Consider the following 13,114-nt stretch of genomic DNA (forward strand, 5'->3'; position numbering starts at 1 on the left):
TTCAGGGATGCATTTCAGCATTTGTCCAAAGCACTTTTACCCCTGCTCAGGCTGCATTCTTAGCGATATATTTTACAAGGCTGCGCTTGGCTATCGGCAGTAAGGTTTCTTCAACAGGAAATACCAGTTTTGTATCTACTCTGTACACTGCAGGATTGGGTAGTTTTTTTCGCTGGCGGATCAGGCTGGTTTTGATATGTTCGCAGGAATGCACCAGATCTTTGGCGTAGGTATCGATATACTGGGTATGAATTCCCCTGTACTTCTCATCATGCCTTTCAAAGATGCTCAGCCGGTATTCGTACACCAGTGTTTGCCTGTGACTGCCATCGCACAGGAAAAAGTAACCCTCCTGTGAATCCAGTGGGATAAGGCCCACAGGTGAAATATCAAGGCTGCCTTCCACAAATTCATAGATCTCAGCTCCTTCCCGGATAGTACCATTCAGTTTATGAATAGCGTACTGGATAATACTTTCGAGTTCCAGCATCAGTTCATCGTCTGCTACCATCTGTTCGTAGAGCAGCTGCAGGCGTTCCATATTGATAGCCGTTAGCCGTTTAGGGAATTGCTGCTGCAGAAACTGCTTGTTGTCTTTAAAAGCTACAAGATTATTGTAATGAAAGACCACATCTGCCAGTTGCGGGTACAATTTATTTTCGTTGAAGTAGCGGTTAATCTGCTGAAGATAAGCCAGTAAGGCATATTTTTTCTGCTCAAAGTCGATATAACCGTCTGCAAACCATGTTTCGCTCAAATTACTCATCGTAATAAAATTTAATGGATCATTACACTTAATTTACGAAAAATGGAGCACTTTTAAATATCACTTATGTGTTAATTTAAGCTTAGCAAAAATTTAAAATTGGACTAAAATGCTAGCTATAAGCCCTATCAGTGGGATAAAACCACCTTGTTTACCTGCTTTGTTAAATTATTTCATAGGGCTATGTATTTATTGAACTTATTTCTTTATCTTCAATATTATTTTTCATTTTTTTAATTTTTTAGTCATGAACATTTACGTAGCCAACCTGCACTACAGGTTGAACGATGAGGACCTTCACCAGATATTCAGCGAATTTGGCGAAGTGACTTCCGCTAAAATTATCAAGGACCATGAAACAGGCCGTTCCCGCGGATTCGGTTTTGTCGAGATGGCCAACCAGGAAGAAGGTAGTAAGGCTATGGACAGTTTGAACGGAACTGAAATCGAAGGCAAACAGCTGATGGTAAACGAAGCAAGACCTAAACAACCGAATAATAACTCTAGAGGTGGTGGATTTGGTGGTAACCGTGGCGGCGGCGGTGGATACGGCGGCGGCGGCGGTCGTGGTCGTTATTAATTCTGTTGACCAAAGCTATTCGGTCAAGAAATTTAAGAAAGCTCCGGGCATTATGCTTCGGGGCTTTTTTAGTGCGATGATTTTTACACAATGCTCTGAAGTATCATGTTTATAGCTCTCTAAAGCACATTCAGGAATAAGTGTAATCCTCCCTTATAACTGTCTTATTCGTATTTTTTTGTAGTGATTGTAGCAAAGAAAGGACGTTGGGGGGAATCAAAAATAAAAAACCCGGCTCCTTCTGCAGAAGCCGGGCTAAAAACTGTTTATTAATATTCTCTGTGAGGATCGAAATGTTCCAGCTCAGTTGCAATCGCACTAAGGAAGGTAGACCCTAACGCACCATCCACAACACGGTGATCATATGACAATGACAGGTACATCATATGGCGGATAGCAATCGTATCACCATGCTCTGTCTCTATCACCACCGGACGCTTTTTGATAACCCCTACAGCCAGTATCGCTACCTGGGGCTGGTTGATGATAGGCGTTCCTGCAAGGCTGCCAAAAGAGCCTACATTCGTTAATGTGATAGTACCATTCTGTGTAGCATCCGGTTTCAGACGGTTCTGACGGGCAGCTGCTGCCAGGTTGTTTACCTGCCTGGTCAGTCCTACCAGGTTCAGCATATCTGCATTACGGATCACCGGTACTATCAGGTTACCTGTTGGTAATGCCGTAGCCATACCTACATTGATATCCTTTTTAACAATAATCCTATCGCCGTCCAGTGAACTGTTTATTAATGGATACTTTTTGATGCATTTTACCAGTGCTTCTATAAAAAGTGGTGTAAAGGTGATTTTCTCCCCTTCCCTCTTTTCAAAATCCTTCTTCACCTGATCGCGCCATCTCACCATATTGGTTACATCCGCTTCAGCAAAGCTGGTTACATGCGGACTCGTATGTTTGCTTCGAACCATATGTTCAGCAATCATCTTACGCATGCGATCCATCTCAATGATCTCTACATTTCCACCATAATTATGGGTGCTACCATTATTATTTACTGTTGGATGCTGTATCGTCACGGATGGAGAAGAAACTGATACCGGAACAACAGTTGTTTCAGCCGGTTTAGGCTGAGGAGGAGCAGCCTGCGGAGTGGCTACAATGCCTTTACTTTTGGATTCAACATAGTGCAGAATGTCTTTCTTGGTAACACGGCCTTCATTGCCGGTACCAGTGATTTTTTCCAGTTCTGCAAAGCTGATCCCCTCCTGTTGTGCGATGGTAAGCACAAGCGGAGAGTAAAAACGGGCACCACTGGTAACAAACTGCGCTTCCGGATGTTCACGTACAGTTTCCTGCAAAGGAACTTCTTCTGTTACAGTTTCGGTGTACTCAGGTGCTGCCGGCGCTTCCGGGATGGTAACAGCCGGTTCTTCTGCACTGGTGTTGATACGTGCTATGACGGCACCAACAGGTACCACATCATTTTCCGCGTAAAGTAGTTCGGTAATTTCCCCATCGGCGATAGAAGGTACTTCGCTGTCCACCTTATCCGTAGCAATTTCAAGCACCGTTTCTTCAGATTTAACCAGGTCCCCAGGTTTTTTATGCCAACGTAATATGGTGGCTTCCATTATACTTTCCCCCATTTTGGGCATTACCAGTTCTACAATGGCCATAAGATTGTGTTTTGCTTTTGGTATGAAAACAAAAGTAAGTTAAACTATCAACTTCCTCAATTCATTCATTGCATAGGCTGCTGTCATCTGGATATTATTGTAGCGGTCATAGATCAGCTGACGCTTTACTGCGATCAGCTCACCGGCGCTACCAGCAGCGATCCATACCGTTCCTACCGGCTTTTCAGGGGTGCCTCCATCGGGGCCCATAATACCTGATACCGCTATGATATAGTCTGTTTTTAATTGTCGTAAGGCACCGGCGGCCATCTCCATTACTACCTCTTCACTTACAGCACCGTATTTATCCAGCGTTTCCGCCTTCACACCCAGCAGCTGCATCTTCATTTCATTGGAGTAAGTCACCACGCTCCCATCATACCAGGCAGAACTACCAGGAATGAGGGTCATACTGTGAGAAATGAATCCTCCTGTACAGCTTTCTGCAGTGCCCACGGTTTTACCCTTTTCCACCAATATTTTCCCCAGCACTTCTGCCAAGGGAATGTCCTGGTCTGCTACGGCAATATCAGGCAACAGGTCTTTCATTTGGTGAAAATAGATTGATAATGCTGCAGCGGTAGACAGTTTGTCTTCTCCAAAAGCTGTGAGCCGCAGCTTCAGCACTCCATAGGCTGGCAGGTACGCCAGCTTGATTTCCGGTGGTAGTCCGGCTTCAAAGCTGAGCAATCTTTCAGCAATGAAAGACTCTCCCATACCGGAGGTGAGCAACGTTTGATGCATTACTGCGGGCGTATTAAAGTGCTCCCGCAGGCGTGGTAATACGTGATCTTCCATCAGGCCCTTCATTTCATGAGGTACACCTGGCAGCGACACATAAATCTTCCCATTCTTTTCAAACCACATTCCCGGAGCTGTTCCCCGGGTATTATGTAATACTGTACAAACATCTGGTACCAGGGACTGGTCAACATTCCTTTGCAGCGTAGGGAGCCCTCTGCTTTCAAAGAACTGCATTACCCGCTGGTAAGTAATCTCGTCCCTAACCAGCTTTCCTCCGAAGTATCCGGTCAGCACCGGCTTCGTAATATCATCAGCCGTAGGCCCTAATCCCCCTGTTATTAAAACAATATCAGATATCGCACCTTCTTCTTCCAATGCTTTCAGAATTGCCTCTTTCACATCTCCGATAGCTACCCGGCGCTGTACCCAGATCCCCATCGCATTCAGTTGCTGAGCCATCCAGGCAGAGTTGGTATCTATTGTTTGTCCTATCAGCAATTCATCGCCAATAGTAATAATGCTTACTAATACCCTTTCCATAATCAATCTATTGCAGGCTTTTTCTCAAAAAAGGGGCTCAGACGCTCCATCATAAGTGGAGGCATTCCATATTTCTGCCTGGTATCTGCATGCAGAAACACCAGGGTAGTCACCCCTACATTCAGCAATTCTCCCTTTTGATTATACAGTTCTGAATGGAACTGTATCTTATGACTAACAGGTAATTCTTTGAGTATAGTCCTCACTGTTATAAGATCATCGTAATAAGCAGGCCGCAGGTATTTCACATTCAGCTCAGCTACCGGCATGATAATTCCTTGCTTTTCGAGTTCTGCATAAGTAAATCCAAGTGTACGGATAGCTTCTGCCCTTCCTACTTCATAATACAGTGCATAATTACCATAATACAGATATCCCATCTGATCAGTCTCTCCGTAACGTACACGGATTTCCGTTGTTGATATAAACATATTTCGTATATAACTTTGAAGAACTCCTGACGGAATTCAATCTGCCAATTTAAGATATTCTATTTACCCATCAGTCTGTCCACACTTGCTTTTCCGGGTCCTGCAGCAAGAACTACGATAAATGCAGCCAGATACATGATTGGTAATTCCTTTTCACTGACAGGAGCATTCCCTTTTATCATGAAAACGACTACACCAAAGGTAATAACCAGCGGAATAGCTGCCAGACGGGTAAGCAATCCTAAAACAAGGAATATGGAACATAACACCTCAGCAAATACAGTCAAAGAAAGAGATGCTGTAGATCCTATGTGTAAAGGATCCGGGAAACTATACCTCAACGAGGAAAATTTCATCAGCTTATCCCAGCCATGCTGGGTTACCAGCAATCCGCCAAATACTACGCGGAGCACGAAAAGAGAGAAATTTACAGATCCGTTTGTAAAGCCAGTGGAAAATAGTTTTCTCATAGAGACAGATTTGATTTGATTCACGAAAATAGTTATCCCTCAAAACACGCTGTACAAACATCGCTAATATGTAGTATGTCTGTTTTGTTGCATGTTGCGGGCCAAAAATAGAACTAATTATGAAGTGAAAAAATAGTTGTGAGAAATCCTCTCCATATATAGGCTTTATTATAGCCAATTGAATGATAGTGGAATCACCAAATTCCCTCACTTGACAATTATATCTGGAAGAATATAATTAAATATTTAAATATAAAAAACTGGATATTTAATCCAAATTGGCTTAGTATTGCATTAACCTAATATTATCTGCTTAGATAATGATTCTGCTGCTTGGATAACCATACTGTGCTTAGATAACCATATTGCTGCTTAAATTATGATATCGCTGTTTGGATAACTATACTACTATTTAAAATTAACAATTCTATTGCCTGGATTACCATACTGTGCTTAGATAACTATGCTGCTGCTTAATTAGTGATATTGCTGAGTGGAAACCCATGCTCTGTTTAGAAACCTATGCTGCTTTAATTAGTGATATTGCTGGCTGGATACCCATCTGCATAGGTAATTGTATTGCTGCTTATAACCATATAACCTATAATCTTGAAAAACCCATGATTCTCCTGGTTAGCCAATTAACCTTTCAATTAATTCTTATGAAAACCCAACATCTGAAAATTTCCCTCTTAGTAGCTTGTGTTCCATTATTCCTCTGGAGTTGCAAAAAAGACCTGCAGGATAGCAAGGAACAACAGCCTCAATTGAATGTCAACCAAGCCCGCGTTCGAGAACAATTAGATTCTACCATCACGTTCTGGAATGGACATGCGGTAGTAGATATCAAACTCACTGGTTATCGTTTTATTGACGGAACCATCACCCCCGAACAATTAAGAAGTACAAAAGAACAATTGCTGGATGGCAACAATCTGATACCTTATTTCGATGGTATAGATAAATCGTCTTTCAGCCTGCGTACTATCAATGAAAGGAGCCAGGAACTGTCAATTGCCCGTCAGGCCGGAGATGAGAATGCACAAGATCTCCGTGTAAGATTAGGTGCTGCTCTTGATACTTTAGTTCAGCTGGGACAAGGTCTTGCAGAACTAACATGGACCAGTGAAGGAAAACAATTCACTACAACAGCTGTGTATAATGCACAAGGACTTGTTTATGATAACGTACTTGCAAACATGTTCCTGGTGAAAGACGATTCTGAAACATCTGAGGATGATGCCAGAACTGCTTATACAGCAACAGTTAAAAACTTTAAAATTAAATGGGTATGGGGCGGCACGCGTGGAAAAGTAGTAATTAAACATACCATCCTCGTAGAGAATGGAAAAATAGTTGCCCATTCAGGTTCTACTGATGCCTGGATGAGTGTAGGAAGTGCAGCTGCTAAATGGGCCCGTTATAAACGTACCAATTCTTATTCTCAGATTTCCTGGGGATACGGATGGGCTACACCTACCGCCAGTTTCAGTATTTCAGCCAGCAGACCTCCTGTAGAGTTTAGCGTTTCTTTGAGTGGTGTTGGATCAAAAGGCCGTGGCAGTGGAATCCACCTTTATTATTTAAATTAGTATATTTTAAAGTCACACTTTTTATTTAAGAAAATCTACCGTTGGCTAACCGGACCTAAAAGCATATATATCCGTAAGGATGTATATGCTTTTGGTGTTACCATTTTATCCTTCTCCTTAACATAAATTCCACCTGCAAGGGTTTTCTTATATAAGCTGAATCATTGCTGTATTTATTTAAGGGAATACCTGTACGTACCCCTATCTGCCACTTGGGCGTTTCATAGTACAATTCAATTGTACTCGTCAGCCTGAAGCGGGAATAGTTTTTCCAATCATCTTTTGAGGCAGTAATAATACCTGTTGTTGGTGCTAAGGTATCTCTTGAATTTGTTTGCTCAAAAATTGCCTTCTGCCACCAGGATGCTCCAATTCCGGCACTGATATACCAATGCCTGTAAACAGGATAGTGGTATTGCAATGTTACTTCCGGACCAAATTGCTTTAGCATACGCTTTTTAGTGCGGTTAAGATTAAGTGTGTCATAAGAATGTTGCCCACTATCTAATGGTAACAATGCACTGCTGAATGGACGAAGATCCATTGAAAGCGATGATTTGCCGATCTTCTTTTCTACACGTAATGAAGGAATCAGGTTCCGGTAAAAAGCATTATTTCCTTTCGGCCCCGCAGAATAATATTTACTGTCGGACAATGGTACCGGCACATTCAATTGCAGCCATAAACACCATGTACTTAATCCTGAAGGCCCTCCTTTTGAATTTACCTCAGGAAGAAATACCCGCATATTGGTATGAGTCAGTCCCTGTGATTTTCCAGATCTTAAAGGAAGTGTTGTTAAACTTATTCTTTGAGGAACGATTGCAGTGCTCTGTTCTGTTTCAGATAATGGTTGTATATGTAACTCATTCTCATGAGATGTTATTCCCTCACCGGATAACGATTGATTTGTTACAGATGGTGATTTTGAATATCGTTTATTCTTATAAGTTATACCTCTATTTTTCGAATTGTTAGTTGCTGATTGTTGTTTATTCTTATTGATTGCTGTACTAGCTTCAGAATTGTTAGTTGCAAATACTTGTTGCGAATGATTACTTACAGATGATAATTTCGAAGCAGCTACACGCCTTTTCTCCCGGTAGCTTGTAGATACATGTTGTGAATGACTATTTGCAGATGATAATTGTGAAGTTGTTGCACGCACTTTCATGCGATCATTTGCAGATACTTGTTGTAAATGATTACTTGCGGATGATAATTGTGAAGTTGCTACACGCCCTTTCTCATGGGTACTTGCGGATGTTTGTTGTGAATGACTATTTGCAGATGATAATTGTGAAGTTACTACACTCCTTTTCTCACGAGTATTACCAGATGTTTGTTGTGAATGACTATTTGCAGATGATAATTGCGATGTTACTATACTCCCTTTCTCACGGTCACTTGTAAATACCCGTTGGGAATAATTATTTACCGATAATGATTGCGATGTTACTACACGCCCATTTGCAGATTGCAAATAAATAATGTTCTGGTTGCTGAAAAGCCCCGATAACCCGTTTGATGAATCTATATGTGAACTATCAGAAACAGAAAATATTTCCTTTAATGAATCAGTTGCGGAGAGTATTGTATCATTATTTGTTTGCTTCGTTATCTCAGCGGGAGGAACTCTTTTACCCTGCAGACTTTCATTCCCTCCCTGCAGAAAGATTGACATTCCAGTTGCGACTATACCAAGAACCGCCACCTTAATATTTAACCACCAGCTGGATGGAGCAGGGGTATGCATTACTGGCAACTGCTTATTCAGCAGCTCCTCCATGCCATGCCATGCCCGATCCACTTTAGGGATCGGGACAGGCGGCTTTCCCCCTTTGAACATCTCCTCATTTAAATATTGTTCATCCACTATACTGGAATTATTTATTTGGAATGATACCTCAGCAATACGGGCTTCAGCTTACTCCTTGTTTCGCTCAGGTGCCATTTTACGGTGCCTGCACTTAATTGTAATTGCCTGCAGATCTCATTGATCGCAAGTCCTTCTATATAGTATAATACACATACAGCCCTTGTGCCGGGGGGTAAAACATGTAACAAAGTGTAAATGTCCTTCCATTCCAATGCCTCTAACGGATTATCGTTACCAGCAATTACAAGATCTGTCACCTCTACGCTCGCATATGTATTATTATTTTTCAACTTATCCAAAGCGGCATTACGCACTATGGTATATACCCAGTTAAAGAATTGCCCCTTGCTTTCATCATATTGTTTGATATATTTAAAAACTCTTAACATCCCATCGTTCAATGCTTCCAGCGCGTCATTTTCATCAGTAAAGAATTTCCGGCATAGCAAGAACAGCGCAGGGTAAAACCTCCGGTATAGTTTTTCCTGACCAACACGATCATTATTCAAACACTTGCTAATCAATTCCTGTATGTCTTCCAACGGATGGTTTACATATAAGCGGTACAGTACAAAAGCAGGTAAAACATATCGGGCTTGTAGCAGGCTTACCGGTCGCAAAACGAATTGCGACCGGTTTTTAAATATTAACCATGCTTACTAGCTAATATGCGTTATTACTCAATTCAAATCAGATACTAGAACGATACATATTTCTAATAGTTACATCATATAGGCCATCAGCAATGGAAACCCTCTCCCCAAAAGTATCTACCGGAGTACCTGGAATAGTGTCGTAAGGCGGATACGGAGGAAAAGTTACTGTATCATGTGGCGGATGATGAGGAGGATAAGTTGACGTATCATGAGGCGGGAAATGAGTAGTATCATGACCAGGGAAAGTATCATGCGGAAAATGAGTAGTATCGTGCGGAATTGTATCGTGCGGGATCGTATCTCCAGGTAGCGAATCCGTTGGTAATGAGTCTTTAAGGAGACCTAAAGTCTTCAGATTCCGGTCATTGGAGCTTTCCTTTTTACACGATGTGGTATACACCATTCCTGCTACAATTAATGATACAAAACAGAGGGATTTCTTCATAGAGATTTGTTTTGCTAAGATAAACTGGTTGAAAGCAGCCAAAGGTTGGGTACCTTGAAAAAAAATATTATACGCCCTACCAGTGGGGATATGATTAAATTCAGGGTTCATTCACAGGTCCGTACAAATAAGTTGGTTTGATTCTTGAGAAGTTAAACGTTTCCTGAAATAGCTATATTTGCTCCTGTTTAAGTTACCCTGAAAGCATTACGTATTGATTCTGAATAGAAAATAAAATCTATCCGGAATTCGTTTTAAAACGCATATTTAAGTTCATAACAGGTTAAAGGCATGCAATTAATAAGAAAGTTTCTTGTTCCAGGACAATTGTTTTTATTCATGATCACCCTGGGTATTCTGACGGCACCTGTGGCAAAAGCCCAGCAGACACGGATCTATACAGATCCGGATAAAGTATTTAAGGATGCCCAACAGCTTTTCCAGCAGGAAAAGTATGCCGTGGCCATGCAACTATTCAGGCAAACCATCGATAATATCAGCTACTTCCAGGAAACCAGCCGTAGCCTGGTTAAAACAGATGCACAATACTATTATACTGTTTGTGCACTGAAACTGGGACAGCCAAATGGTGAAAAACTGGCGCTGGAATTCCTGGCCCTTTATAATAATAATGCCCGGGAACAACTCGTAAGCTACCAGCTGGCTAAATACTATTTTCACCAGAATAAGCTGAAAGAAGCCATTCCTCTGTATGAAAAGGCTAATATAGAAAACCTTTCCAATAGCGAAATAGCTGAAGCCAAGTTCGAACTGGCCTATTGCTACTTCAATGTGAAAGACTTCCAGAAAGCCCAACCTCTCTTTGGCTCTATTAAAGAGATTCCCGGCAAATATTATATACCGGCCAATTACTACTACGGCTTCATCTCCTATTATAATCACCAGTATAATGATGCACTTACCAGCTTCCAGCGGGTGGTGAATGAACCTAAATACAGCAATATCGTTCCTTACTACATTGCTGAAATCTATTACTTCCAGGGCAAACGTGATCAGCTGATAAGCTATACAGAACCTCTTATTAAAAAAGGCGGTATGTATTACGAAGCAGAAATGAAACAGCTGCTTGGACAGGCATATTTCGAAAGAAAGGAGTACCAGAAGGCACTTCCCTACCTTCAGGAATTCCAGGATAATGCAGAAGAAGTACGTAAAGAAGATATCTACCAGCTGTCTTATAGCTACTATCAAACCGGTAATTATGCAAAAGCAATTGGCGGATTCAAACAACTGAGCAGTGAAAAAGATTCCCTGGGGCAAAACTCTATGTACCTGCTGGGCGACTGCTACCTGCGTACCGGTCAGAAAGCCAATGCACGCAATGCCTTTGCCTTTTGTGCCCGTAACAGTGCTAATGCCCAGCAACAGGAGATTTCCCGTTTCAACTATGGTAAACTATCATATGAACTGGGCTACCAGGATGCTGCTATCACAGAACTCACCAGCTTCACAACTGCTTACCCAAACTCAACCTACAATAAGGAAGCCCGCGAGATATTGGTGAACCTCCTGGTGAACACCAATAACTATAAAGAGGCGCTGTCCATGATCGAGCAGATTCCCGAAAAGAATACTACTGTGCTGAAGGCCTACCAGAAAGTATCTTACGGCCGTGCTACAGAACTGATCAATGATCAGCAGCTGGCAGAGGCAGACAGACTGCTGGATATTACCCTTAAAAATCCTTACGATAATAATATTACTCAACTTGCCCACTTCTGGAAAGCAGAAATAGCAATGCGCCAGAATAATACCGATGCTGCCATCACACACCTGAACACCTATCTTACCGGTACTGTTCCGGCTTCTGGAGAGGCAAATGCACAAACAGCCAGTTATAACATGGGTTATAGCCTGCTGAAAAAAGAAGACTATGCAAGGGCGCTGCAACATTTTGAGGCCGCACAAAGAACTACCGGCCCCAATGCAGCCCGTATCACCAATGATGCAATTATCCGTAGTGCGGACTGTTATTACATGCTGAAAGACTATCCAAAGGCTACAGCATTGTACGATAAGATCATTGCAGGCAACCTCCCGGGGTCTGATTATGCTACTTATCAGAAAAGTATTATGCTGGGCATCCAGGGCAAACAGACAGAAAAACTGAATATGCTGAAACAACTGGGAGATAAATTCCCAACTTCTAACTTCAGTAATGATGCCGACCTGGAAATAGCTAATACCTACCTTGCGGAAGAAAAATACACAGAGGCTATTCCCTACCTGGAAAATGTGCTGCAGAAACAACCTAACGGTGCTAATGCGCCAAGGGCATTGTTAAAACTGGGATTAAGCTATTTTAATAAGGATAACGAAACCAAGGCCATCTCCTATTACCGTCAGGTAGTGGAGAAATACCCAAACTCGCCGGAAGCTAACGAAGCGCTGAATAGTATCAAGGATATTTATGTGGGACAAGGTAAAACGGATGCATATGTGGCTTTGTTGAAATCTACCGGCAGAACTGTAAGTACTTCCGTAGAGGATTCCCTCACCTATGCTACTGCTGAGAGTAAATTCAGCAGCGGCGACTGTGCCGGGGCTACCATCGCATTTAACAGTTACCTGCAGAAATACCCTAACGGGCAGTTCGTATTACCGGCCAACTTCTTCAAATCAGAATGTGCGTATAACAATAAAGATTATACGAATGCTCTGCCGGGTTATGAGTTTGTGTTATCAAAAAATAACAGCCTCTATGCAGAGCGTGCGGCCCTTCAGGCGGCCAACATCAACTTCTTCCAGCAGAAGAATTATGAAAAGGCGCGTACTTATTATCTGCAACTGCAGGACCTTTCCACTACAAAAGAAAATACTTTCACTGCTACCCGTGGCCTGCTGCGCAGCAACTATCAGCTGAAACATTGGGATGAGGTGAATAATTATGCAGAGATCCTCCTGTCAAGCACCAACATCAGTACAGACGACCAGATAACCGGTCATTTTTACCTGGGCCGTGCAGAACAGGAACAAAACCAGTATGATGAAGCTATCAAGGAATATAAGATAGCTGCTGGTATGACCAAATCCGAGATCGGTGCTGAAGCGCGTTACAATATTGCGTGGTGCCTGTTCCAGAAAAATGATCTTACCAATGCCGAGAAAGCCGGTTTTGATGTGATAAAAAATACACCGGGATATGAGCGGTGGGTAGCTAAATCCTATATTCTTTTAGGAGATATCTATGCTAGTCAGAAGGACTATTTCAATGCTAAGGCCACTTACCAGAGTATTGCTGAAAATTGCAGCATCGCTGAACTGAAACAGGAAGCAAAAGATAAGCTGGTAAAGGCTGAACTGGACGAGAAAGCAGCGTCTAAAATGAAATCCAACAAATAATTACGAATTGTCAA

The 13,114-nt window shown here is 42.1% G+C and carries 11 protein-coding genes; 3 read left to right on the forward strand and 8 right to left on the reverse strand.

Annotated features, from left to right (window positions below):
* Positions 1-46 precede the first annotated feature (46 nt).
* On the reverse strand, positions 47-766 hold the full coding sequence (locus tag BM176_RS17490) for a hypothetical protein (RefSeq protein WP_090105386.1): 720 nt from the start codon (positions 764-766) through the stop codon (positions 47-49).
* Between the two features lie 247 nt (positions 767-1,013).
* On the opposite strand from BM176_RS17490, the gene BM176_RS17495 reads away from it, so the two are divergent.
* Positions 1,014-1,346, forward strand: a complete 333-nt coding sequence (locus tag BM176_RS17495) for an RNA recognition motif domain-containing protein (RefSeq protein WP_089783217.1) — start codon at positions 1,014-1,016, stop codon at positions 1,344-1,346.
* 269 nt (positions 1,347-1,615) lie between these two features.
* On the opposite strand, the gene BM176_RS17500 is transcribed toward BM176_RS17495, so the two are convergent.
* Genes BM176_RS17500 through BM176_RS17515 form a run of 4 tightly spaced genes read right to left on the reverse strand, consistent with a single transcriptional unit; the run spans position 1,616 to position 5,165 of the window.
* Entirely contained in the window at positions 1,616-2,980 is a 1,365-nt protein-coding gene (locus BM176_RS17500) for a dihydrolipoamide acetyltransferase family protein (RefSeq protein ID WP_090105388.1), read from the reverse strand.
* A 39-nt stretch (positions 2,981-3,019) separates the two neighbouring features.
* Positions 3,020-4,264, reverse strand: a complete 1,245-nt coding sequence (locus BM176_RS17505; protein WP_090105390.1) for a CinA family nicotinamide mononucleotide deamidase-related protein — start codon at positions 4,262-4,264, stop codon at positions 3,020-3,022.
* Positions 4,265-4,266: 2 nt separating this feature from the next.
* Positions 4,267-4,695, reverse strand: a complete 429-nt coding sequence (locus BM176_RS17510; RefSeq protein ID WP_090105392.1) for an acyl-CoA thioesterase — start codon at positions 4,693-4,695, stop codon at positions 4,267-4,269.
* A gap of 59 nt (positions 4,696-4,754) precedes the next feature.
* Positions 4,755-5,165: a DoxX family protein gene (locus BM176_RS17515; protein WP_090105394.1), complete on the reverse strand. Its 411-nt coding sequence runs from the start codon at positions 5,163-5,165 to the stop codon at positions 4,755-4,757.
* Between the two features lie 662 nt (positions 5,166-5,827).
* On the opposite strand from BM176_RS17515, the gene BM176_RS17520 reads away from it, so the two are divergent.
* Positions 5,828-6,757: a hypothetical protein gene (locus BM176_RS17520; protein ID WP_143097842.1), complete on the forward strand. Its 930-nt coding sequence runs from the start codon at positions 5,828-5,830 to the stop codon at positions 6,755-6,757.
* Positions 6,758-6,854: 97 nt separating this feature from the next.
* On the opposite strand, the gene BM176_RS17525 is transcribed toward BM176_RS17520, so the two are convergent.
* The 3 genes from BM176_RS17525 to BM176_RS17535 form a co-directional block, all read right to left on the reverse strand.
* On the reverse strand, positions 6,855-8,633 hold the full coding sequence (locus BM176_RS17525) for a hypothetical protein (protein WP_143097843.1): 1,779 nt from the start codon (positions 8,631-8,633) through the stop codon (positions 6,855-6,857).
* Positions 8,634-8,647: 14 nt separating this feature from the next.
* A complete protein-coding gene (locus tag BM176_RS17530; RefSeq protein ID WP_255373537.1) occupies positions 8,648-9,256 on the reverse strand; it encodes an RNA polymerase sigma factor in 609 nt (202 codons plus the stop codon).
* Positions 9,257-9,326: 70 nt separating this feature from the next.
* Positions 9,327-9,737, reverse strand: a complete 411-nt coding sequence (locus tag BM176_RS17535) for a hypothetical protein (protein WP_143097844.1) — start codon at positions 9,735-9,737, stop codon at positions 9,327-9,329.
* A gap of 291 nt (positions 9,738-10,028) precedes the next feature.
* Here BM176_RS17535 and BM176_RS17540 point away from each other — a divergent pair, with 291 nt between their 5' ends.
* Positions 10,029-13,100, forward strand: coding sequence for a tetratricopeptide repeat protein (locus BM176_RS17540; RefSeq protein WP_090105401.1), 3,072 nt, complete (start codon positions 10,029-10,031; stop codon positions 13,098-13,100).
* Positions 13,101-13,114 lie beyond the last annotated feature (14 nt).

Origin of the sequence: Chitinophaga sp. CF118 (assembly GCF_900112615.1) — a bacterium.
In the GTDB taxonomy this organism is placed as follows: domain Bacteria; phylum Bacteroidota; class Bacteroidia; order Chitinophagales; family Chitinophagaceae; genus Chitinophaga.